Origin of the sequence: Bacillus changyiensis (genome assembly GCF_027706145.1) — a bacterium.
In the GTDB taxonomy this organism is placed as follows: domain Bacteria; phylum Bacillota; class Bacilli; order Bacillales; family Bacillaceae; genus Bacillus; species Bacillus changyiensis.
Window position 1 is genome coordinate 412,503 of sequence record NZ_JAQFWW010000002.1, and the last position, 24,847, is coordinate 437,349.

General features: G+C 38.3%; 21 protein-coding genes. 3 read left to right on the plus strand and 18 right to left on the minus strand.

Annotated features, from left to right (window positions below):
• Positions 1–289: 289 nt before the first annotated feature.
• Entirely contained in the window at positions 290–982 is a 693-nt protein-coding gene (gene degU, locus PDT38_RS09365) for a two-component system response regulator DegU (protein ID WP_172299730.1), read from the minus strand.
• A gap of 85 nt (positions 983–1,067) precedes the next feature.
• Entirely contained in the window at positions 1,068–2,225 is a 1,158-nt protein-coding gene (locus PDT38_RS09370) for a sensor histidine kinase (RefSeq protein ID WP_270800814.1), read from the minus strand.
• A 205-nt stretch (positions 2,226–2,430) separates the two neighbouring features.
• On the opposite strand from PDT38_RS09370, the gene PDT38_RS09375 reads away from it, so the two are divergent.
• Positions 2,431–3,069, plus strand: coding sequence for a YigZ family protein (locus PDT38_RS09375; RefSeq protein ID WP_270800815.1), 639 nt, complete (start codon positions 2,431–2,433; stop codon positions 3,067–3,069).
• A gap of 14 nt (positions 3,070–3,083) precedes the next feature.
• Positions 3,084–4,145, plus strand: a complete 1,062-nt coding sequence (locus PDT38_RS09380; RefSeq protein ID WP_270800816.1) for an LCP family protein — start codon at positions 3,084–3,086, stop codon at positions 4,143–4,145.
• A 190-nt stretch (positions 4,146–4,335) separates the two neighbouring features.
• Here the strand turns inward: PDT38_RS09380 and PDT38_RS09385 are convergent, their stop codons facing one another.
• The 14 genes from PDT38_RS09385 to PDT38_RS09450 form a co-directional block, all read right to left on the minus strand.
• On the minus strand, positions 4,336–5,400 hold the full coding sequence (locus tag PDT38_RS09385; protein WP_270800817.1) for a glycosyltransferase family 4 protein: 1,065 nt from the start codon (positions 5,398–5,400) through the stop codon (positions 4,336–4,338).
• A 113-nt stretch (positions 5,401–5,513) separates the two neighbouring features.
• Positions 5,514–6,749, minus strand: a complete 1,236-nt coding sequence (gene tuaH / locus PDT38_RS09390; RefSeq protein ID WP_394356249.1) for a teichuronic acid biosynthesis protein TuaH — start codon at positions 6,747–6,749, stop codon at positions 5,514–5,516.
• Positions 6,718–7,476 carry a teichuronic acid biosynthesis protein TuaG gene (tuaG, locus tag PDT38_RS09395; RefSeq protein ID WP_270800818.1) on the minus strand — a complete coding sequence of 253 codons (759 nt, stop codon included), beginning with the start codon at positions 7,474–7,476 and terminating at the stop codon, positions 6,718–6,720. Before tuaG ends, tuaH begins: the two co-directional genes overlap by 32 nt.
• Before the next feature lie 27 nt (positions 7,477–7,503).
• On the minus strand, positions 7,504–8,184 hold the full coding sequence (gene tuaF / locus PDT38_RS09400; RefSeq protein WP_270800820.1) for a teichuronic acid biosynthesis protein TuaF: 681 nt from the start codon (positions 8,182–8,184) through the stop codon (positions 7,504–7,506).
• Positions 8,175–9,668: a teichuronic acid biosynthesis protein TuaE gene (gene tuaE / locus PDT38_RS09405; RefSeq protein WP_270800821.1), complete on the minus strand. Its 1,494-nt coding sequence runs from the start codon at positions 9,666–9,668 to the stop codon at positions 8,175–8,177. The genes tuaF and tuaE overlap by 10 nt, the downstream gene beginning before the upstream one ends.
• 64 nt (positions 9,669–9,732) lie before the next feature.
• A complete protein-coding gene (locus tag PDT38_RS09410; RefSeq protein ID WP_270800823.1) occupies positions 9,733–10,662 on the minus strand; it encodes an NAD-dependent epimerase/dehydratase family protein in 930 nt (309 codons plus the stop codon).
• 17 nt (positions 10,663–10,679) lie between these two features.
• Positions 10,680–12,011, minus strand: a complete 1,332-nt coding sequence (gene tuaD, locus PDT38_RS09415; protein ID WP_270800824.1) for a UDP-glucose 6-dehydrogenase TuaD — start codon at positions 12,009–12,011, stop codon at positions 10,680–10,682.
• 96 nt (positions 12,012–12,107) lie between these two features.
• On the minus strand, positions 12,108–13,295 hold the full coding sequence (gene tuaC, locus PDT38_RS09420) for a teichuronic acid biosynthesis protein TuaC (protein ID WP_270801718.1): 1,188 nt from the start codon (positions 13,293–13,295) through the stop codon (positions 12,108–12,110).
• Positions 13,296–13,316: 21 nt separating this feature from the next.
• Entirely contained in the window at positions 13,317–14,756 is a 1,440-nt protein-coding gene (gene tuaB / locus PDT38_RS09425) for a teichuronic acid biosynthesis protein TuaB (RefSeq protein ID WP_270800826.1), read from the minus strand.
• Positions 14,757–14,777: 21 nt separating this feature from the next.
• Entirely contained in the window at positions 14,778–15,437 is a 660-nt protein-coding gene (locus PDT38_RS09430; protein ID WP_270800828.1) for a sugar transferase, read from the minus strand.
• Between the two features lie 223 nt (positions 15,438–15,660).
• Positions 15,661–16,008 (minus strand): GNAT family N-acetyltransferase, encoded by a 348-nt coding sequence (locus PDT38_RS09435; RefSeq protein WP_317134952.1) that lies wholly within the window; start codon positions 16,006–16,008, stop codon positions 15,661–15,663.
• A gap of 359 nt (positions 16,009–16,367) precedes the next feature.
• Complete coding sequence (locus PDT38_RS09440) at positions 16,368–17,855, minus strand: N-acetylmuramoyl-L-alanine amidase (RefSeq protein ID WP_270800829.1); 1,488 nt, start codon at positions 17,853–17,855, stop codon at positions 16,368–16,370.
• 98 nt (positions 17,856–17,953) lie between these two features.
• Positions 17,954–20,092: a SpoIID/LytB domain-containing protein gene (locus tag PDT38_RS09445; protein WP_270800830.1), complete on the minus strand. Its 2,139-nt coding sequence runs from the start codon at positions 20,090–20,092 to the stop codon at positions 17,954–17,956.
• A 29-nt stretch (positions 20,093–20,121) separates the two neighbouring features.
• On the minus strand, positions 20,122–20,595 hold the full coding sequence (locus PDT38_RS09450; RefSeq protein WP_270800831.1) for a hypothetical protein: 474 nt from the start codon (positions 20,593–20,595) through the stop codon (positions 20,122–20,124).
• A gap of 203 nt (positions 20,596–20,798) precedes the next feature.
• Between PDT38_RS09450 and tagU the strand changes: the two genes are divergently transcribed.
• Entirely contained in the window at positions 20,799–21,725 is a 927-nt protein-coding gene (gene tagU, locus PDT38_RS09455; RefSeq protein ID WP_270800833.1) for a polyisoprenyl-teichoic acid--peptidoglycan teichoic acid transferase TagU, read from the plus strand.
• Positions 21,726–21,760: 35 nt separating this feature from the next.
• Here the strand turns inward: tagU and wecB are convergent, their stop codons facing one another.
• A complete protein-coding gene (wecB, locus tag PDT38_RS09460; protein WP_270800834.1) occupies positions 21,761–22,903 on the minus strand; it encodes a non-hydrolyzing UDP-N-acetylglucosamine 2-epimerase in 1,143 nt (380 codons plus the stop codon).
• Complete coding sequence (locus tag PDT38_RS09465) at positions 22,900–24,840, minus strand: glycosyltransferase (RefSeq protein ID WP_270800836.1); 1,941 nt, start codon at positions 24,838–24,840, stop codon at positions 22,900–22,902. The genes wecB and PDT38_RS09465 overlap by 4 nt, the downstream gene beginning before the upstream one ends.
• Between the last annotated feature and the right edge of the window lie 7 nt (positions 24,841–24,847).

The following is a 24,847-nucleotide window of genomic DNA, read 5'->3' on the forward strand; positions in this document are numbered from 1 at the left end:
TACTTTTATCTCTATTCTAAAAGAAAAACAGTTGTTTTTCATTAAATTTTTATAACAATCAACAAGAAGTCACCCACTTGTAGAGGTGGCTTGATCATGTTCTCTATAATCAGTCGTGAAATCACCAAAATAGACATATCCGTCAAGATATGTTGAAGATCTACGATTAATCGAACTGTAGAACTACGGGGACGCTTAGTGTAGGAGAGAAACTGCATAACAAGCCCGCTAAAAAATCTAATTCTAAGCCGGTTCATAAGAATAGACTTGCCAATTGGCAAGTCCAACTTTATCGCATTTCTACCCAGCCGTTTTTAATAGCAACTACAACAGCTTGAGTCCTATCATTCACATTCATTTTTTGGAGGATGTTGCTGACATGGTTTTTAACTGTTTTTTCACTAATGAATAAAGATTCACCAATTCCACGGTTACTCTTCCCGTCTGCAAGCATCTGTAAAACTTCACATTCACGTCTAGTAAGTATATGCAGAGGTCTGCGGATTTCTGGATAAACTTCATGTTGTGCCGCATGCACTGTCACACCGCTCGTTGCGAGACGGCGAAATTCGTTAACAAGATTATGTGTCACTTTAGGATGTAAATAAGATCCGCCTTCAGCTACTACTTTTACGGCTTCAATCAGTGTATCAGCGTCCATTTCTTTCAGCAGATATCCGCGTGCTCCAGTTTTTAATGCATGTGTCACATAGTTTTCATCATCATGGATTGACAAAATAATAACTTTTGATTCTGGGAATAGATCGACCAGTTGTTTTGTCGCTTCTACACCATTCACATTAGGCATATTAATATCCATGATTACAACATCAGGATGGTAGTGCTCGACAATGCGAGCCGCCTCATCACCATCGTCTCCTTCAGCTACGACCTCAAAAGTAGGTTCAAAATCCAAGATCCGTTTAACACCTTCACGGAATAACTGATGATCATCAATAATAACAATATTTACTTTGTTCATCACACGCAACGCCTCCCCATTATCATTGTTCTATATACCGCTTTTATGGTCAATATGTCTTTTGTCTCTATTTTACAATTTTTATTTACAAAGAAAGCGGAACTTTGATCATAATAAATGTCCCGAGACCTATTTTTGAATCTATTGTCATGGTTCCTTCAAGCAGATCGACCCGCTCCTTCATGCCGAGCAATCCGAACGATTTGTTTCGCTTACTTTTGGTTTCCTTTAAATCAAAACCAGTTCCATTATCTCTGATGATCATCATAACAAAATCTTTTGTCACTTCTACTTTAACATGAATCTCATCAGATTCGGAATGTTTTAATGCATTTGTGACAGCTTCTTGGGCAAGCCGAAAGAGCGCAACCTCAAATCGAGGTGCAATTCGTCGATCTTCCGATTCTCCGATACATTGAAAATGAATCTTGGCTTTACCATGGTAATCTTCGATCGTATTCAAGTATTTTCTTAGTGTAGGGATTAAACCTAAATCATCTAAAGCCATCGGTCTTAAATCATAAATAATTCGTCTGACTTCATAAAGAGCATTTCGAACATTTTGACGGAGGTTTTTAATTTCTTGAAATCCTTCCTCTGTTCCCTTTTCTCTGAAAATCCTCTCGATTAATTCCGACCTCATCATCACGTTTGCCAGCATTTGCGCGGGACCATCATGGATTTCACGAGAAACCCTTTTTCGTTCTTCCTCTTGCGCTTCGATAATTCTGAGTCCAAAATCCTGTTTCGCTTGTGCATCCTCTAAAAGAACACCAACTTGGCGCAAATCTTGATTTAAATAGTTTAAAACAACAGAGATTTGACTGACGAGCCCTTCTGAGCGCTCGATGATTTCCTGAAGTCCAAGAAGACGCCGTTCAAGGTCATCACGTTTCTCTCTTAGCTGCTTTTCCCGCTGTTGAATCATTGTCAGTTCTACTTGAAGTTCATGCGCTTTTTCATAAGCTTCACGAATTTCTTCTTCACTAAATTTGTGAAAATTTCTGCTGACCTCTGACAAACGGTTTCTGGCATGTCTTGCATAAACCTCTAACCTGTCTCCAAGATCGATGACTTCGTTGACCTGTTGTTTAATTTGCTTTAACTCTTCTACAAGGCCTTCATATTGCTGTCGAGACTGCTCACCGATCTGAAATACTTCGTCTTTACTTCCATCGACTGTTTTTAACATTTTCATAATAATTGAATCTAAGACTTTGGAGTCCATTTTGGTTTTAGACATGCTCACCCATTTTCCCTCCGTAATAGCATTGTCATTTACTTTTTATGATAATTTTCATTGATCTGAAATTCGTGTCGAATTATAATGAAAGAATGCGTATTGTATTTTTTATGCTTTCCCATCTATCTCTTTAATCATAACAAAATACGCAACAAAATTCTAAGCCTGTTCGTTTTTTTTGAACTGTCAGGGGGGGAAACGAGCAATGCTACAGAGCTATCTTACAGTCTCCGGAGAAGGTATATATGAAATTGTGATCGAAAAATCACGGTTCATCTGTCATTTAACCCGCGTTAACTCCGAAGAAGAAGCACAGCATTTTATTCAGAAGATTAAAAAACAACATTGGAATGCAACTCATAACTGTTCTGCCTATCTCATTGGAGAAAATGATCAAATTCAAAAAGCAAACGATGATGGTGAACCGAGTGGTACAGCTGGAATTCCAATGCTTGAAGTGTTAAAAAAACGCAAACTGAAGGATACTTGCGCTGTTGTGACACGGTACTTTGGTGGGATTAAGTTAGGGGCCGGTGGATTGATAAGGGCTTATGGTAAATCTGTATCAGAAGGGCTAAATCATGTCGGCATTACAGAACGCAACCTGATGCGCGTCATGCATACAAAGGTTAACTATACTTGGATTGGGAAACTGGAAAATGAACTACGTACATCCCCTTACAAATTAAAAAACATCCATTATGCGGATGAAGTTGAATTCGAAATTTATGTGAAGGAAACTGAAAAACAGTTCTTTACACAATGGATAACCGAACTGACAAATGGCAAAAGTGAGAATAAAGAGGGTATTCAAATCTACTTAGAAGAAGCTTTTAATAATTAAAGGAGAATAAATATATGGCTGAACGTATAAGAGTGAAAGTACGTAAAAAAAAGAATAAGAGGAGGAAGATCGTTAAGCGGTTTATTTTCCTTATGCTACTGGCCATTCTTGTAGTTATTGGAGTAGGAATATACAAGATTGTCAACACAATTTCTGCGGCTGACAGCACTTTTGAAGAATTTAAAGAAGGTGAAAAATCAGATCTTCGTGATGAAATTGTTGATATTCAAGAAAAACCTTTCTCAATTCTCATTATGGGAATTGAAGATTATGCAACAAATGGTGATCACGGCCGCGCTGATTCACTGATTGTCGTGACACTTGATCCTAAGAAAAAGACGATGAAAATGTTAAGTATACCAAGGGATACACGAGTACAATTAGCGAGTAACACAACCGGAGAAAAAAAGAAAATTAATGCCTCATATGCTATAGGTGGAAAAGATGAAACAAGAAACACAGTTGAAAACCTTTTAGGAATTCCAATTGATAAATACGCAACAGTTGATTTTAAGGGATTTAAAGAAGTTGTTGATGAAATCGGTGGAATTGATGTTGAGGTACCATTTGATTTTAACGAAAAAAGCGATGTATCTAAAAAGAAAAAAATCTATTTCACAAAGGGTCCTATGCACTTAAATGGTGAAGAAGCCCTTGCATATGCCAGGATGAGAAAACAGGATAAGCGTGGAGACTTTGGTCGTAATGACCGACAAAAACAAATTCTAAAAGCAGCGCTTGACCAAATATCAAAACCAGAAAACTTGATGAAAATTGACACGATTGCGCAAAAAGCCAGTAAAAATGTTAAAACCAACATTAAAATTACAGAAGCACTGGCTCTGCAAAAAGTATACAGCGGTTTTTCAGGTAAAGATATCGAGACTTTAAACATAAAGGGAAAAGACTTGTATATTAACCATGAATACTTTTTTGAAGCGGACAAACAAAACTTGGCAAAAGTCCATGATGAACTAAATCAACATCTCTATCCTGATTCAACTGCTTCAAATTCTCATGAAACATCTCCTGAAAGTTCGACTAATGACAATGTTCCAGACAATTCAACCGAATGATCTGAGCTACTCATTAATTCGATCATTGTAGACACCTCCTGATAACCGCCACCTAAAAGGTTGCGGTTATCAGGAGGTGTTTTGTATTTGAACAGAACGTTTTCACCACCTCTTCATCTGCATTTTTTCCATAACAACAAACCCTGACTCTAAATTGAATCAGGGTTTGTTGGTTTATTTTCTAAAAGTCTTAATTCCTTTTTACCATTCGCCTATAAAACTTAGTAAATGGTTTATATCTCTCATTCACCAGTCCAGTCACTTCAGCGATGATCTGCATAAAAAAGATCAAGCCAAAGATGATAAAGATCGACATCCAGAGTGTCGCAGTTTTCAGCACAATCGCACTCAGGCTAAAAACACAGCCAATTAAGTATATCACGATAACGGCCTTTCTATGGGATAATCCAAACGCCATTAGCCTGTGATGGATATGGGATTTATCAGGAGCTGATATCGGCTGCTTGTTCAATATTCTTCTAATGATGGCAAAGGTCGTATCAAATATCGGTACCCCTAAAATAATGATGGGTACAACAACACTGAATAATGTGACACTCTTGTATAGCCCTAACAGCGACAGAACAGAGATTACATAGCCGAGAAAAAGCGAGCCTGTATCCCCCATAAAGATTTTTGCTGGATGAAAATTATAGAAGAGAAATCCGAGTGTACTACCAATGACAACCAATGATAAAGAGAAAATTAATATTTTGTCGGCTGAAAAAGCCATCACAGCAATGGTCGACAAGCCGATAACGGAAATCCCTGCAGCCAAGCCATCCAAGCCGTCAATTAAATTGATGGCGTTTGTAATTCCAACAATCCATAAAATGGTCAAGGGGTATGCCATCCAACCTAAGTCAAAGCGAAAATCTGCAAATGGAATCGATAAAAACTCCATTTTCAATCCCGTACTGACAATCATACAAGCAACTAATATTTGAACAATAAATTTAATTTTCGGACTTAAATTATATTTGTCATCAACAATTCCTAAAATGACAATCATAAAAGCACCGAGGGTAATGGCTGTTACTCTGTTTTCATATAGACCTCCGGCTAATGAACCGGTCAATACTCCTATAAATATGGCTAAACCGCCCATTCTAGGCATGACTTTATCATGTATTTTTCGAAAGTCCGGCTGATCGACAATACCGGATTTGATGGCTAAACGTTTAATAAATGGCGTGATGATTAATACAGTTATCAGAGAGACAAAAAACGCAATAATCGTGCGTTCATAAGACATAAAAAAGTCTCCTTTTTAATGAATTCTGGGTTGTTTATAATGTTCCGATACCTATCTATTATACAATTTCATTAGTTATTATAACAAGCTTCTGCAAAAAGAAACATCATAAATTAAATAATCCGCTTTTGATCAATGTTTATTTTGTTGTAAATTTCCAGTAATAATTTCTGCCAATCTTTCTCGCGTGCCATGTCTTTGCGATCCTTCACATGGATTGGATCATGCTGGGAACGCTCTAACTCTTCACAGACAGACGTAAAATGAACTGGATCGCTTCCTGCAAGATGTCGGTAAATATGTTTTTTCTCCACCTTTTTTGTCGAAGGTAGGTTAACACCGACCACAGGTTTCCCCGAAGCTAAAAACTCAAACAGTTTTAACGGAAATACGGCATTATTGTATGGTGACGGTTTATAGGGCATGATTCCGATGTCAACTACATTCATATAGGCGGGAACGTCTGTCGGCGCCACCGGGCCTGTCCAAATGACATTATCCAGCTGAAGCAGTTCTTTAAAATCAGGATCTCCATTTGTTCCGTCAGGTCCAACAAACAAAAATATCCAGTCTTTGTTGGTCTCTGCTGTTTTTTTGACAAGTTTAAAATCAAGCTTTGGTTTAATCCCCCCGATAAAACCTAAAACAGTTCCATCTCTGCCGTTTAAGATGTCCGCTTTTTCGTGGTTAAGTGCAAAAACATCGTATTCCACCCCATTTTCTATTGTGAAAACAGGCTTTTCTTCGCCTTTAAGACGGTCGATGATGTTATCGTACAAATAATCAGAGGTGCAAAAAACCGTGTTTGCTGCCTTGATAATGCGGTTTTCTGCTTCAAAAATAACTTTTTGTCGAAATTGTAATAAAAGATTTTGTTTGCCACTAATCGGTGCTGTCCAAAGATCGCTACAATCGTAAATGACTTGATCCCAATGATAAAGTGATGCCAGACCAGGAAAACCGGGAAAAGTGTACCATAGACAAACTTTATTTTCTTGTGCATTCGTGTTTAACCATTGAAACAAAGGAATCAGCTTTTTTTGATAAAAAATATCTTGATAGCGGGCAAACCTAAAGATTTTCTTCTTTAAAAAATCTTTTACCGCAAACTGCTTAATACCATTTTCCAATTGTGTAAATGAATCTGAAGAAACTTTTTCAGATGGACAGACCCAAATCACTTGTTTAGTGGCTTTTTGCTGTGCTAAAAACTCAGCAAGACGATGTCTTCGATATCGCAATTGATCTTGTCCCCATTCACCTGTTGCCACTACAATGTGGATTACTTTGTCTGCTTTCACATTCATCACCTTGCCATTATAATCTTTTCTTAACTGCGTTTTTTGCATAATGAACAAAACACCATGTTGCTTTGACCAAGTGAAGACGTTCGATCTCTCGGTACACATACCAAGTTTTTTGAGCTGCCTTCCATTTGTTTCTCGAAATTGAATTGTTGACAATTCGGTATTCTGCTAAAGGTTTATTCAGTCCATATGCTTTAAATCCCCTTTTTAAAATAGACAGCCATGTTGCTAAATCTTGGCGAGTCCTGATGTTTGGCATTTCTATAGGCCCTGTTTGCTCAGTGTCAATCATTACTGTTAAACAGCCGATAATGGTGTTCTTTAAGACGTCATCATATGTCAAGCTTTCAGGTGCCTGAATCGTTTTTTGAAGTGGTTCTCCGTTTTGACTGATCAATTCGTAAGCTGTAAATGTAAAAGCATATTGATGATCTCTCATAAATGCAAGTTGTTTTTCTAGCTTCTCTTTTTTCCAGACATCATCACTATCCAAAAACGCTAAATAGCGACCCTTTGCTTGTTTCAGTGCCGCGTTTCGGGCTACGGCAGCTCCCCCGTTTTCTTTTAAATCAATGAGACGTATTCGGTTGTCCTTTTGTTCATACGATTGAATGATGTCTCTTGTTCGATCAGTTGAGTGATCATTGGCAATAATCATTTCCCAATCGAGGAAGGTCTGATTTAACAAAGATTCAATCGTCTTCTCAATAAAATTCTCCGCATTATAGGCAGGTGTTATCACAGATATGAGAGGTTTTTTACTTGTCATCGTTCTGCTTCACATCCTAATTCAAATTTAGGCTTCACGAAAAACTTCAGGAACAACAATGATAAAAAATGATAGTGCTAATCCGATCAAAACGCCTAACACCGCTCTTTTTTTAGGTGTCATTCCAACGCCACCACTATCTAAAGCAGTTAATGGTTCGACTTCCTCTGCGGCTTTCATTTCCAGTTTTCTTGTTTCAAGATCGTACAAAAACCGCTGTTTATCTACTTTTGAATCGTGACTGACCGATTCATTTTTAAGAGCTTTTATATTTTTATCGATCACTTGCTCTCTTTTTAAAAACCGTTTTTTGTCTTTTTTAAAAAAGGTATCTCTAATTTTTTCTAAAACAGTGAAGGTTTCCTTTTGGTCAGCTCCTAAATAGCTAAGATTGAAAACAGTGTCTGAGCGAATTTCGACCAACAGTTTGTCTTTCATGTCTGTCAATTCCTCTTCATCCATTTCTGGAAAAACCTCTTTTAAAAATGGCTCACTTTTGAATAAAACAGAAACTTCTTTCGTTTTCGTGTAAAGTGGGTCTCCATAATTACCTGTCGAGATTGTGACAGAGGCTTTGTAATTAGACGGAGAATTCCCTTTTGGAAAAATATATCCTAACAACCCAAGAACAAGTGGTAGTGCCAAAATCGGCACAATGTACTTTTTGGCCCTTCCTACAATACGTTTCATAAAATTGTTCACAGCCATTTCTCCCTGTTTTTTAATTTTTCCCCTGAACGAGTTAACATGCTAACTTCAAAACCTTCCGCTTTAAAGGTGTTCACAGTTGCAATCACAAGAGCAAGAAACACCCAGTGAAAATATAAATTCGAGACAGAACTAGGACTGATGCTTGAGACAAGAAAGCTAACTAGCGCTGTAATCAATCCTTCTAACAGAAGTTTATAGCGTCTTTCCAGTTTTCTCTGATGAAAACGGAAAAGCATTGTTATCAAATAGATATACATGGTTAAATAACTGAGCATCATGATCACCCCGAAGTTTGCCATGATCTCAATGAGCCAATTATGAACCTCAACGACTTGGTCAGTATCAAATAGTGGCTGATGTTCCAAGTAGTATGAGACATTTCCAGCACCTACGCCAAATCCATATGTATCCAACAAATAATGCCCGGCGTTTTTCAAAAGATTCGCCCTGGCAATGTTTGAAGGCAATGGTTCACTAAAATCGTGTGTAGCTTGTGGTGCTAAAAACAATGTATAAACAATATTTGAGATCTTACCAGCATAAAGAGTGGCAAAAGCGATGAATCCCGCAAAACCGATGATGATGGCCCACTTTTTTAAAAAGCGCGGCAGTAATAGGAATACATAAAGTGCAAAACCTGCCATGATCCCCAATAGACTGGCCCTTGAGCCCGTCAAAAAAATTAAATAGATTGAACATAGCGCTAGGAGAAAACCGATAACTTTCAAAAATACGTTTTTGATGTTTTTGAAATAGGCTAAATATAAGAAAAAGCTAATGGATAGAAAGGTTGCAAAATCATTTTGATTAAAAAAAACGGATGTTGGGTAATGTTGCTTATAATACGGTCCCTCATAAAGTGTGGAGCTTGGAAGATGGTTTAATGTAAAATGATTGTAAAAGCCGAGAACCATTAAAAAGATGGTCATGACCATCCATATGTAGTAAAATGCCAACAGCCGCTTCATCTTCTGAACATACATCACGATCAAAAAGACAAAAAATATTCCCATCCCCATAAGTGATAAATATTTGACCCCATTTGTAACAGACTTGACCCAAAGCAGCGAAATCATTCCATAACAAAACCAAAAACTGAAAAATAGGAGAATCCCCTTAACATGAACCTGTTTCCACTGTTCTAGATGATGATTACTTTTTATGAGTTCAAGAAGAAATAAACCAGCTGCGATCATCAGAAGGATTCTGTATGGAAACAGACTGAAAAATCCCAATTTAACTGTGAAAAACGCATTATTTGCAAAAGTTGCAGCAATCAGAAGATAAATGACAGAAATTTTCAACTTGTCATATGACAAGTATGGCTTGAGCAACAAAACCACTGCAAAAGCACTCAACATGAGAAATGCAAACAAAATCATTTTTGTACTTTTTTGAGCCAATATTTGAGTTAATCCATAGCCAGCGGCGAGAGCAGTAAACCATATGAGTACACCAGCCGCCGAACGTTTCAAACTCATCATTCCCCCTCCTTTTCGCGAGTTTTAGGAGTGGGCTGCCGACATAAGCCAGCAGCCAGCTGTGTTAAGCATTCATTTCTTTTTTATAAAAGGAAATCGTCTTTTTTAAACCTTCCTCAAGTGGCATTTTCGCTTCCCAGTTTAATAATTTTTTTGTTTCCTCATTGCTTAGTGTACTGTGGCGAATGTCTCCCGGTCTTTCAGCCTCATAAATTGGAGAAAGGGTAGAATTTGTTGCCTTTTTCATTTCTGCAAACAGTTCATTGACTGTAATGGAAAAGCCATTTGAAACATTTAAACAAACGTTTGATTGAGCTTTAAGGGCTTTAATATTTGCCGATGCCACATCACCAACATAAATAAAGTCTCGGGACTGCTCACCATCTCCAAAGATGACTGGTGATGTTCCGCTTGTTAACAAATCGGAAAAAATAGAAACCACACCACCCTCACCTTTTGCATCTTGCCGAGGTCCATACACATTACTGTATCTTAAAATGCAATACTCAACCCCATAAAGGTCATAGGCCATTTTTAAATAGTTTTCAACTGTAAGCTTTGTCAATCCATAAGGAGAACCTGGATTTGTCTTGTGACGGGTGTCGACAGGCAGATAGTCGGGATCCCCGTATACAGCAGCAGTCGAAGCAAAAATGATTTTTTTCACGTTGCATTCACTGGCAGCTTTGATGATATGCAATGAACCTCTTATATTGATGTTTTCATCTTTTAAAAAATCGCTGACAGATTCCGCAACACTCACTTGAGCTGCCAAATGAATGATATAATCTGGATTAATGCGTTTGATCAGTTCGATAACATCCGGTTCTGTTACATCATGCTCATAGAAATCGATAGGAAGTCCCGCAATATTTGAGAGATGCCCTGTTGTCAAATTGTCTATGATTGCAACTTGATAGTTTTCTTGCAATAGCTGTTCTGTAATATGTGAACCGATAAATCCGCATCCGCCTGTCACTAATACTTTTTCCATTGTTAACACCCCGCGTTTTATACTTTTGTTAAAATCTTCTCTCCCTGAATGTCAGGGCGGCCAATTGAATGATAAATAAATCCTTCTCTTTTCATATCTTCTAGTCTAAATAAATTTCGTCCATCAACTAAAATAGGTTGTTTTAAACATGATTTCAGTTTTGTTATATTCATATGCTGAACTTGCGGCCATTCTGTCAAAATTAGGCAGGCATCTGTTTCTTTAACAGTTTCAAACAAATCCTCACTATAAACAACTTGGTCACCAAGAAATCGTTTTGCTTCAGGGATTGCGACCGGATCATATGCTTTCACTTGTGCTCCAAGGTTGCGAAGCATTGGAATGACATCCAAAGCTGGAGATGAACGCATATCATTTGTATTTGGCTTAAATGCCAGACCAAGGACAGAAATTGTTTTGCCTTGAAGATCACCGAACACATGAAGCAGTTTTTGAACAATATGAGCACGTTGTTTTTGGTTTGTCTCAATGACAGCTTCAATCATTTTAAACGGATAACCGACTGATTTGGCAATTTGCAGTAATGCCATCGTGTCTTTTGGAAAACATGATCCACCAAAACCAATTCCTGCATGTAAAAATTTTTTACCAATTCGGCTGTCTAGCCCGACACCTTCAGCAACTTTTTCAACATCTGCTCCTACTCTTTCACAAATATTTGCAATATCATTAATAAAAGAGATCTTTGTTGCCAAAAATGCATTGGCAGCATATTTAATCATTTCCGCACTTTCAAGGTTTGTTTTCACAATAGTGGTTTCGAACGGTTGATGTAATTCTTCAATGATTGTTGCAGCTTTTTCACTAGTTGCACCGATGACAGCTCTTTCCATATTCATCGTATCAGCAATAGCAGTTCCTTCACGAAGAAATTCTGGGTTTGAGACCACATCAAACGGATGACTGCCTTTTGAAACCTGTTGAATGATTGATTGAACGAGTTTCCCTGTTCCAACAGGGACAGTACTTTTATTTACGATAATTTTATAGCCATTTAAGTTGGCACCGATGATGTTTGCTACTGCTTTGACATGACGTAAGTCAGCTTCTCCATTTTCCGACATTGGTGTTCCAACTGCTATATAGATAATATCAGCTTTTCTGATTGTCTCTGGAATGTCTGTTGAAAAGAATAAACGGTTTTCCTTCGTATTTTTATCAACCAGTTCTTTTAGTCCGCTTTCATAAATTGGGATGATCCCTGCTTTTAGACTGCTTATTTTTTTAATGTCTATATCACAGCAGACAACTGAATGTCCTACCTCAGCAAAACAAGTTCCAGACACCAGTCCAACATACCCTGTTCCAATAACAGCGATTCTTTTCAAAATGATCATTCCCTCCATTTAAGCTAACCCTTCAATCCAATAGCTTTGTATAGGCAATGATGTTTTCTCTGTTTATTTATCAGCATGGACTTAATTTTACTGCTTTAAACGATGATTTTTTCGGATAACACTTTCATATCTTTTAATCAATGTTTCGGCATTTTGCCTAGCATTATATTGTGAACAAACCGTTTGATATAGATCCTCTGTCATCTCCTTTCGCCAGATGCCACCTTCTGTATAGTTGAAAATCGCTTCTTTTAAAGCAGTGACTGAGCGCGGTTTAATGAGCAAATCCTGATACTTGCCAAATAAAGATGGGACTCCCCCAACGGCTGTACATAATACTGGAACTTTTAAAGCCAGTGCCTCAATCACAACAGTTGGCATGCCCTCTGAATATGAAGGAAGAACAAACAGATCAGATACTGTCAGATACTCAGAGATTTGTTGATTGGCAATTTGCCCTAAGAGAAGTGCTTTTCGCCCTGCTTTTTGATGAATGACTTGTTTTTCAGGACCATCACCGATAAAAACCGCGACATACTGATCATCTAACTGACTGACAGCCTCAGCAAGTTCTCTGACACCTTTTTCTTTCACAAGACGCCCAACAAAAGTGATAAGCCTTTTTCCTTTTGGGAGATTGAGTTTCTCTCTTAGTTGATCTTTTGAAATCTCTGGCTTTTGAAAATGGTCAAGGCTAACGCCAATCGGTAGTACTGAACTGTCAATTCTAATCATTTCCCTCGTTTTTTGCTGAAGTACTTCACTGACTGCGAAAACATCTGATGCCGATTGTACAGCTGTTTTAAATGCTTGAAAAGCACTTTTGCTATAATGAGGAAAAATATTGACATCACTGCCGTGTAATGTGAGCACATAAGGTATCTCCAGCTTTGTTGAAACAACTGCTCCAGCACCTCCAGAAGGCATGGCGAAATGCGCATGGATCAAATCTGGATTGAGCCTGTTTTTCGTGATCGTCTGTAAAACGCTCTTTGCCACGCGATGATGCGGCTGAGCCCATTTTAACTGACCAGGTAATGCCATGTAAGGTGGCCTGTAGATGATAATCCCTTTTCTTTCTTGATGATCAGGGGGCCGACTTTGCCGATATTTCTTTTTAAAAACCCTTAAAGGTGCTGGGTTGACAGGGAAAGGACAAATGACTGATACATCTATGCCATGCATCTTCAATGCCTGTACTTGTGTCTCATGAAAAACGCCTTCTCCAGGCTTTGCTTCACTTGGATAAACACTGGTAAGCCAAAGAACTTTCAACATTAAACGCCCTCTCTGCTGTCAATTTCGGTACCGAACTTTGAGTGCTTTTTGATACACTTTACTGATGAGAAAACCGTAAAAAACGGCACTGATTCCGACTGAGATTGTCAACTGTAACCATGATTCAGTCGTAAGCTGTCTGCTGAAAACATTTAGAATCAAGGAAAGACAAGCCATCATCACGGTCAAGATGAACGGTTTCATGATTGTTCTAAAATAGTCTTTCAGCTTCAACTGGATAACAAATTGTAACAGCCACCTACCAATAAAAAAGTTGAGTAAGCTGACAGCAGCATAGGTCCAAGCAAAAACCGCTAAATCTTTTGTTAAAACTGCTGCATATAGTAAAAGACCATAGAAAATCATAACACCACTATCCCAATAAAATGCCAGATCTGCTCTCCCTTTTGCTAACAAGATCGACCCGTTCGGATTCATCAGCACCCTGAGCAAACCGACAATGGCCAAAATATTGAGAATCGGAATAGCTGCAAGCCATTTTTCACTGAACATCACTTTAATAAATAAATCAGAAACAGTTGGCAGTCCGATCAAAAGTGGGAATGAGACGAGTGCGAGAAGTTTTGTAACATTTAAAAAACCCTCTCTTAATGTTTTGTTATCTCTTTGGTTTTTAGAGAAGACCGGAAAAGCAACTCTTGTAATAATCGGATTAATTTTCAGAACAGGGATTGTAATGATTTGATATGCTAAACTATAAATTCCTAAAGCCTCTGCACCAAGAAAACGACCGATCAGAATCATATCCATATTGGCACCAACTCTATTAACCAACCGTGAAGCTAACTGGAATGCACCAAAAGCAAAAAAATCTTTTACTTCTCGTAGTGCAAACACAAATGAAGGACGCCATTTTTTAAAATATACAGCAAAGAACAAGATTCCTTTAAAAGAATTTAGAAAAACTTGTGACAATACGTAGGCAACGATTGGATCAATCAGAAATATCAATCCGATGAGCATGATAAATGATGAAACATTTGCTCCTGTTTCAATTTTGCTTAAAACCTGAAATTTCAAGTCTTTCTGAAGCATATACTGATATTGCTGTCCAATCGGTGCAACTAAAAACATAATCGCCAATATTCGAATGAGTGTTACAAGTTCATCACGCTGATAAAAGTCAGCAATGACAGGACTTAAGAAAAAAATACAGATAAACAATAAAACGCCTGTGATGATATTAAGCCAATACAAAGTAGATAATTGACGCTCATTTATCTTTTCTTTTTGAATCAAGGCCGCCCCAAAACCCATATCAAGTACAATTTGTGTAAAAATCGTCACTGTTGTCAACATTCCGACTAAACCGAATTCAGCGATTGTCATGATATGACCAAGTAATACAAATTGCGCAATTTGAATAAACGTAATGATGATGGTAGAAGCGCTTGTCCACTTCGCACCATGTAATATTTGTTTTGTAATCGTTGACATAGCACATTTTCCTTCTTTGTATTATCTGGCTCCATCACCAGTCAATACAACTTTAAACGTTTTAATGATTACCTTCAAATCGAGGAGAAACGTCATATTTCGAATATAATATAGATCATGCACCAATTTTTCTCGTGGACTGATATCATAGCCTCCATTGACCTGCGCAAGACCTGTTAATCCTGGCTTTACAACTAAACGGTTTTGAAAACCTGGAATGTCATGCTGAAATTTTGATGTGAATATTGGTCGTTCCGGCCTCGGTCCGACAAGGCTCATATCTCCGATTAAAACATTTACCAGCTGTGGAAGTTCGTCAATTCTTGTCTTTCTGATAAATGCCCCGATCGACGTAATTCGCGGATCATTTTTTCTCGCCCATGTCGCTCCAGACTTTTCAGCATCCATCCTCATCGATCTCAACTTATACAGGTTAAAGTGTTTTCCATTTTTCCCGACCCGCTCTTGACGGTAAAGAGGCGAACCAGGAGTTTCTATAGAAATGATAACACAGAAGACGAGGATCACCGGCAATGTAACAGCGAGCCCAATAAGAGAGAGGACGATATCCATTGCCCGTTTCATATACAAATAATATTCGGCTTTTTCAGACAGAGTACAAGAATAGGTTTGCTGTGTTGAATATTCATTATACACCCTTAAGCTTTTGTCCATACTCACTGACATACACCTCACGATTTGGATTGGTACTTTGTGATCTCTGCGTCAGTGTAGCATACGGACGTAAATTGAATGTAAAAGGCCTGTTAAAGAGTGTTAATCATGTTATTTTTTCTTAAAAATATTATGACTTCATGTTCTTGAAACAGTGGAATCATCATACTATATTTTCAAACAGAACGAAAATGAAAAAAGACACAAAAAAAAAGCCCAAAAACGGCTTTTAGTTTATTGCGCATTGTTTTTCCCACTCTTCTCTTAAAATGCCCATTCGAATGGAATCATAATAAACACCTTGATAAAGTCGACATTTTCTTAACCTTCCTTCTAATGTCATCTCCAACTTTTCTCCTAGTCGCATCATCCGGAAATTTCCTGACCATGTCGTGAAACCGACTCTGACCAAAGGTAATGTTTTAAACAAATGATCGATCCAATGTTTTAAAAAAAGGGGTCCGTATCCACCATTCCAATAGTTAGGGTCATAAATAGCAATTCCAGCTTCAAGCCAATTAGATTCTTGATGCTCCCAGTAATATGATACAACTGATGATGAATGAACAACCCCCAGCGGTTATCTTTATAAATACTTGAAGAAAATCATTGTAAGATAATGTCTCATGTGAATAATATGGAGCATTCCATTTTTTCCACTCTGGATGAGGTTGTTTATACACCCATTCCCAGTAGGTTTGTAAATCCTCTTCATGTCATGGTCTCATTTGAAGTTCTTTATTGATTTCAATTTCCAAATCTTACACCACCTAGATTTAAGTTCTGTTTTACAGTGGAAGTTGAACAGCGAAGATGGTTTACTTTTCTACGATCAATTGATGAAAAGAAATAGATAAAATTAACATCTTAACAAAAAAGCTTGTCGACATATAGCCGGTTTTTCACGACTTTGTCGACAAGCTGAATTCAGATTTCTTAATAATAAGCGACAATTCCATTATAAATGGCTTTTGCAGCCTGATCTTGATAGTAGCTGCTTTTTAGCTTGCTTGCATCACTTTTGTTGGTAATAAATCCAAGTTCAACTAAACAGCTAGGCATTGTTGATTCACGAATAACATGGAAATTTCCAGTTTTAACATCACGGTCTCTTGTATTCATCGCCTTATAAAGTCGGGTTTGAATTTCCGTTGCCAACCGTTTACTGTTTGTTGCTTGATACTTTGTATAATAATACGTTTCTGTCCCTGTAGCAGATGAGGAAGCTGAATTTGAATGGATGCTGACAAAAATATCGGCATCATTTGCTTCTGCTTTTGCTACCCGTTGAGAAAGAGTTAAATAAACGTCGGTTGATCTCGCCATAATCGGGAGTGCACCACCGCTGGATAATTTACTATAAACTTTTTTTGAAAAAGCAAGATTGACATCCTTCTCCTTGAGTCCATTAGCAGCTGCGCCAGGATCACTTCCTCCATGACCGGCATCAATAAAGATTTTTTTACCAACAATCGGATTTTTCAACTGTGAGATGACATTGGATTTCACCGAAATGGTTCCACCAAGAACAGTAAATGCCGTCATTCGATTTGAACCGATCGCTTCTCGTGTAGGTTTTGGTAAAGAACCTGCATCAGTGAACAGTACCGGTCGACCTTGTTTTGCCGCAAGCACTGAACCGGCAAGTGCATCGGCATATGTATAGCCATTACCGATAACTGCACTTTTTGTTGATGAGTAATATTTCTTGGCAATATTTCGGGCTACTTCAAAGCGGCTGTTTCCTCCAATTCGTGTTGGAGAAGCAAGCTGGCGATAGACACTGTTTGAGACGCTAATTTCACCGCCGACAACAATTGTTGATCTCGTCCCTTTACTTTTCATTGCATCTTTGGTTGGGCTTGGAATCGAATTCGATGTCGTTAATAGAATCGGAATCCCGTTTCTCGCTGCATAAGCACCGATTGCCATACTATCAGCATATGCTGTTCCATTGGCAATGACTGCTTTTGAATTGGCTGGTAGTTTTTTCGCAATGTGTTCTGCCACTTCATAGCGGCTCACTCCACCGATTCGCTCTACTGTAGACACACCAAGTTTTTTAATTTCACTCACGACTTGGTTGCTAACACTGATCGTTCCCCCGATTATAATCACTTTTCTCGGTTTTAATTGACTGATTCTGTTTTTAGTAGGTGTTGTCAGTTTTGACGATTCTGTTAATAGAATTGGTGCATTGTTTTTATATGCAAGTGGTGTAGCCGAAAGAACATCAGCATATGCTTTTCCATTTGCGACAACAACTGTGCTTGCACTGCTCCACCCTTGTTTTGAGACATTGACTGCTACTTCATAACGGCTGACACCATCTAATCTTGTGGCAGATTGTGCTGCAAATACATTTGGTACAAACATGATCAGCCCCAATACAATGATTGGTATGCTTCTTAATAAACCCCGCAAAGAAATCTCCTCCAAAATAACATTTATTGTAATAATCCCCTAATAAATGAATATAGGAGGCTCAAAACGGCCTCCCTTTGTCTCTTTATCTATCAATATTAATAATTTGATAGCGTTGTTCCCGGGTAATAAAAGCTTAAGATCGACCGATAACTGTGTCCAGCTGCAGCTCTATAGTTTGCACCATACTGGCTCATTCCGATACCATGTCCAAAGCCCTTACCTTTAATCGTAAAAGCGCTTGAACTGTCTGTTACTGACGCGTATGTGCTCTTCATATTCATGCCGCCAAGCATCGATCTTAATTGGGTTGTTGTCACGGAAATCGTTGCCGTTTTTTCTGTTAGACTTCCGCTTGAAGTAATATAACCTTTTGATTTTTCTTTTACAAAATACGAAAAACGAATCTCTGCTGTTTTTGGTCGATGGCCCTTCGTTTTCGTGCTGCTTAGTTTTACACTTGATATTTTCGTAATTTTAATTGAATCAGCACTACTGTATTTATTTTTAATAAACCATTTTTTCAAGCCAGATAAATAGGAAGCATTTTTTTCATTTGTTTTGCTCCACCATGAACTTGGCTTTTTTAGATCTAGGCTGCTTTTGCTAAGCTGTGTTTTATAGAGTGGTACCGACCAGCTTCTTTTCGGATCATATTTATCCTCTTTAGCTGGCAAATACGAAACTTGACCACTCCATACCTCACCATTGGCTTCGGTAAAACCACCATTGCTCGATGAATAAACAGCTGAAATTAACCGGCCATTATATTTTAAAACTTTTCCTTTTGTGGCGTTTACAATCTCAGATGTTCTTGAATTCCAATCATAACCACCATATACCTGAAAGGCTTGTGAATCTGCTACTGTTTTTCCGGTAGAATTAGCAGAATACGTTCTGGCTGCTACAGCTTGAGCTTTTAATGCTTCTTTTTGCCAGCTAGCAGGCATTTCATGCGGTACAACACCCTTTAAATAATCCTCGAATGGAATATTAACATTGATCGGACGAACATACTTGTTCGATTCTACCGTAAACTGCATGTTCCCCATATATTTTCTTCCGTTTATACTAATCGTATTTGAAGTCGAATACGATTTTGATGCTGCAGTAAACGAAGACCCAAGGGATTTAATGGCTTTCCCATTTTGATAGAGTACAAGTTTCCCGCTTTTTACTGCAACAGAATAGCCTTTTCCTGAAAGATTACCTGTCAATTTATTTTTCAACGTATCTGCTATTGAGATGTTTCCGCCAAGCAATGCATAACTTTTGGTACCTTTTGCTGCTAGTACATCAGCAACCGGTGAAGGCAGGCTCTTTGATTCGACAAGCAAGAGAGGGCTTCCTTGCTTTGCGGCGAGAACTGATCCCGCTAAGGCATCCGCAAATGTTGTCCCATTTGACAAAAACACTTTTGAAGCGTTCATATTGAGTTGCTTAACAATATTTGCGGATACCTGATATCTGGAGACGCCACCAATGCGTTGGACAGACGCCTTTTTCTTCAAAGTTCTCTCGACACCAGTACTGACACTCAATGAACCACCAACAATTGTTACTTTACTTGGGATTTTATAATCACCGCGAATATTGTTATCACCTGCTAGGAGGATCGGATAACCATTCGCTGCTGCATATGGCGCAATTGATAGAGCGTCTGTAAAGACCATTCCTGTCGCCACAACAGCTTGACTGTAATTTCCCATGCGGTTGGCAATGTTTTTCGATACTTCATAACGCGTTGCTCCACCAATACGATCAATAGATCCATATTTTCTTAGTGTTTTTTCAACGTTTTTCGAAACACTTATGGTTCCCCCAATAATTAAAATATGATCAGGGTTTAATTTAGCAATCTCACTATTTGTCTTAGGTGTTAATGACTTTGCATCTGTTAATAAAATTGGTGCATCATACTTTTTGGCTAATGGTGTTGCGGAAAGTGCATCTGCAAAGGCATCACGGTTAACAACAACAACCGTTTTCGGATTTTTCCATCCTGCTGAAGCTACACTGTTTGCAACATCAAAACGTGTCGTTCCTCCATACCGAGTGGCTGAGGCGACTCCCGGAATCTGATAAGAGCCGGAAATATCAACACTAATACTAGACTTATTGCCAAGATAGTTACTAAGTTTCACCGAAATCTTTTTTTCAGCAGCATGTGCTGACTGAGTAAACAGCAAGGCTGTTGCAGTTACAGACGACAGAAGCAATAGCTTCAATTTTTTCAAAACGTATTAGTCACCCCTAACAATTCTTGTTATTTAGTCTCAATACTTTCAAGGTTTAAAACTCCGTGCTCACCTTTTGAATATTTAATTGTCACTTTTTGTCCTTCTTTAATCGTTGCGACTTTTTCTTGCAGTTCTGTGCCGACTTGAATTGGTGTTTCTTTTCCATCAATGTTGACTGCAACCGTGTGACTATCAGCCAAACCGGCAAAAGAGCCTTCTTTCGTTATGATGTCTTTGCTTTCAGCGCTTTTTTTACTTTCTGTGTTTTCTTCGTTTTTAGCGCTCTCTTTGCTTTCTGCATTTTCTTCGTTTTTAGCGCTCTCTTTGCTTTCTGCGTTTTCTTCGTTTTTAGCGCTCTCTTTGCTTTCTGCGTTTTCTTTGTTTTCTGTTTTCTGCTGGTCAGATTTTGGTTGGTCTCCGCTAGATTTTGACTGTTCCGCGGTTCCGCAAGCCGACAACACGATCAGCAATGAAAACATCAAGATTGTGAGTTTTTTCATTTTATTCACCTCTCCCTATGTATCGACAAATTCAAACAGACTTTTTAATTATAACGCAAATTTTCGTCTGTTCACGTATTTTTATGAAACATTTTCTAAAAAATTTTCGTCTTCTTAAAAAATATATCTAGTATTTTCTTGTTGTATTCGAGGCGAAAAAACTTATAATCAAAGTTGTAGACTATTAAAAAGGTGAGGGCTATATGAGAGCTGAAAAAAGGAAGAAAAAGAAGAAAATACTGATTACAATCATTGCTTTAATTGCTGTTTTTGTTTTTTCTACAGGCGGTTATGCATATTATTTATGGCAAAAGGCTGCTTCGACTGTGGCCAATATCCATCAACCAATTGAAAAGTCGAAAAAGCGCGATTCTGATATTGATATTAATAATCAAGATCCATTTTCCGTTCTGATCATGGGTGTTGATGAACGTAAAAATGATAAAGGTCGGGCAGACTCCCTCATCTATATGACAGTCAATGCCAAAACAAAAACGACCGAAATGGTCAGCATTCCGCGTGATACGTATACAGAAATTATCGGTCGGGGGAAGACTGATAAGATCAACCACTCCTATGCATTTGGCGGTGTCCAAATGACAGTGGATACGGTGGAAAATTTACTTGATGTTCCTGTTGATTATTTCATTAAGGTCAATATGGAAAGCTTTAGAGATACCGTCGATACCCTTGGTGGTGTGACAGTAAACAGTAAATTTGCTTTTAATTTTGAAGGGCATTCATTCGCTAAAGGAAACATTACCTTAAATGGTGATGAAGCACTCGCATACACAAGAATGAGAAAACAAGATCCAAACGGTGATTTCGGCCGTCAAGACAGACAGCGCCAAGTGATTGAAGGAATTATTAATGAAGGTGCTAGCATTTCTTCAGTTACAAAGTTTAGCGACATGTTCAATGTGATTGAGAAAAACGTCAAAACAAACTTAACCTTTGATGATATGTGGGATATTCAATCAGGCTACAAAGATGCTCGATCAAACATCACTCAGCATCAGCTTAAAGGTAATGGCACGAAAATAAATGGAATCTACTATTACAAGGTTGATGACAGTTCCCTGTCTGAGATAACTGCCAAATTAAAACAAAATCTTGACTTAAAAAAATAATTAAAAAAGAAGCCTCCTGCGGGAAGCTTCTTTTTTTAGATGCCTTGAACCAAATCAGGCAGTTCACTTCGGTATCCATAGTAATAAAGTAGCAATGCCGCAATCCGTCGAGATGCTTGGCCATCACCATAGGGATTTGAGGCACGGGACATTTTAGCATATTCAGCTTCATCGGTTAACAATTGTTTTGTCAGTTGATAGACTGTTTCCTCATCTGTTCCCGCTAGCTTCAATGTGCCCGCTTTCACTCCTTCAGGACGCTCGGTCGTATCGCGAAGCACAAGTACCGGTTTCCCGAGTGATGGGGCCTCTTCTTGAACTCCCCCTGAATCTGTCAAAATCAAATGAGCTCTGGCGGCAAAGTTATGAAAGTCCACAACTTCTAACGGATCAATTAAATGGACACGGTCAATGCCACCTAATTGCTTCGAAGCTACTTCCCGTACAACCGGATTAAGATGGACTGGATAAACAACCTGAACATCGGTAAATTCCTCGACAATATGACGAATCGCCTTAAAGATATTTTCCATTGGCCGCCCTAAGTTCTCTCGGCGATGGGCTGTCAGTAAGATCATTCTATCCCCATTTAGTTTATCAAGGACAGGGTGTGAATAGCTGTCTTTGACCGTCGTCTTGAGAGCATCAATTGCCGTATTTCCAGTCACAAAAATCGTGTCCGAATTCTTATTTTCCTGTAACAAATTTTGCTTTGCTTGGCTTGTTGGCGCAAAATGCAGATCAGCAATCGATCCTGTTAGCTGTCGATTTAACTCTTCCGGAAATGGAGAATATTTGTTTTTCGTCCGAAGCCCTGCCTCTACATGTCCGACAGATATTTGATGATAGAATGCGGCAAGACTTCCAGCAAAAGTCGTTGTTGTATCACCATGTACAAGGACAATATCAGGCTTCACTTTTTGAAACAATTGATCAAGCTTAACTAGTGCATTTGATGTCAGTTCCGCCAATGTCTGTCTGTCTTTCATAATATTTAAATCGAAATCAGGTTTAATATGAAAGGCTTCTAGAACTTGATCAAGCATTTGCCTGTGCTGTGCTGTGACCGTTACAAATGATTCTATTTCCGGATGTCTCCTTAATTCAAGGACGAGCGGCGCCATTTTAATCGCTTCAGGACGTGTGCCAAAGACTGTCATCACTTTTAATGTTTTCATTTTGATGTCACCTGTTTTCTGTATGAACGACTTGTTATATAAAATGTTGAGTGATTTGCTTTAAGTTGAACATCAACTTTCCGTTCGCTTTTTAAGAACCATCGTTTCCTATGAATAAGGTAAGTACAAAGCGAGGCAGAAAAATCTTGTTGTATTGGGTCTAGCTTCGTTTGATACGAGTTGATAAATATGTCAACATCACCTTTAAATATGTGAGCAGAAGCTATTTTATCAGCAATTAAATGCCGCGAAATGTTTATCTCTGTTTGATTCGGTTTTGTTATGATGTCTTTTACCGGTACTAATAGTTCTTGATTGTTTATTTTAAACAACAGGATTGATTTTTGCGGAAAAAACAGTTGTTGTTTAGGGATCTTGATTGTAAGGTAAGAACTTGGGTCATGTGAAATTTCAACCTTCAAAGCGGTATTATGCGCCTTGAATTCCAAAGAAAGATTGTCAAAGTCCTTTGTAAAATAAGGTTTTACAGTATAGGTACTAAAACCATTATTCCCGAGAAACCTTGCATGGCTCTTGTATTGATATGGTTGTCTATTTCTGCCGATGCGACCACGTCTCCGATAGCCATCAATGTAAGAGTCGATAAATAAATCCCACACACCGATTTCTACCTCTGTTTCAGCGATTTCATTGAAAGGGAAACGAAAAACAAACTGTTCTCCCTCTGAAACAACAGGCTTAAACCGCTTTTCTAATTTGGTTTGCCGATTGACCCACACACCGACAATATTTTGCCGTTCTGATTGGTGTGTAAGTGCAGTATGATGGACTGATCCTTTCACTAATAGATGATAATCATCAAAGGTAATGTCCTCGACAAAATGAGTCAGCTGATTTTTGTGGTTCATTTTAAGCGCTTCTTTTGGAACCTCATAGCGAGAAAGACTTGGGAAATTGGCATAAATATTTCCCTGCTCAACATAAGCAAAATCATGAAGATGCTCTTCCTCACGTTCAAATTGTTTAAAGCCGGTTAGATCGTTATGGCGAATAAAGTATAATCGGAGCCGAAAATGATTTTTCACCAAAGTGTCGAATTCAGAAGGAATGTTTTTTTGTACAAATAAATGGAGTTCATTCATCCATTCTCTTTGTTCATCTTCTGTTGGAAGCACTGTCGTAAAATCGGTTGTTCTAGAAAATTCAAAGTGTCTGTTTAAAAATTTTGCGATCAGCTTCTCTTTTCGGGTTTCAGACAATCGAGTTGTTGTTTTGATCATATCAATAATGACTTTCATCGCACCATAATAATCCTGAGGTGAAACAGGGGCCAATGTCATATGATCACCTTCATGCAAAACTGCGTAATAACAATCATAATCAGCCAAAACTGAAATAACACTCGCATGGATAAAGGCGTTCATAACAAATACTTGATCTTCAGTTGACTTAATATTCGTAGGAAACGAAATGCTGTTTTCTTTTAGCATTGATACACGAAACATTTTCGTAGGTCCAAGCGCATAGACAAGGACTGAATCAACCAAATCGACATTCGGGTTTGTTTCTTTAAAAATGGCCTTTGGAACAGCTCGTCCATTAACACCCTGCATTTTCCCAAGGATCACATCTGAATCATGTTCTTCAGCAAAATTGTACAGTCTTTCCAAAGCTTCCGTTCCTAAGTAATCATCTGAATCAACAAAAAAGATATACTTACCTTTTGCAGCTTCAATCGCTTGATTTCTTGGTTCCCCTGGCCCGCCTGAATTTGTCTCTCTTTCGATGACTTTCACCTGATGATAGCGGCTCTGATACTCATGTAGAACCTCGACTGTTCTGTCTGTTGACCGATCATCAACACAGATTATTTCATATTCATCGTCTGCCATTGATTGGTTAACAAGGCTGTCCATGCACCTTGAGATATACTGTTCAGCATGATAACATGGCACAGCTACAGTGATTTTTAACATAAATTCT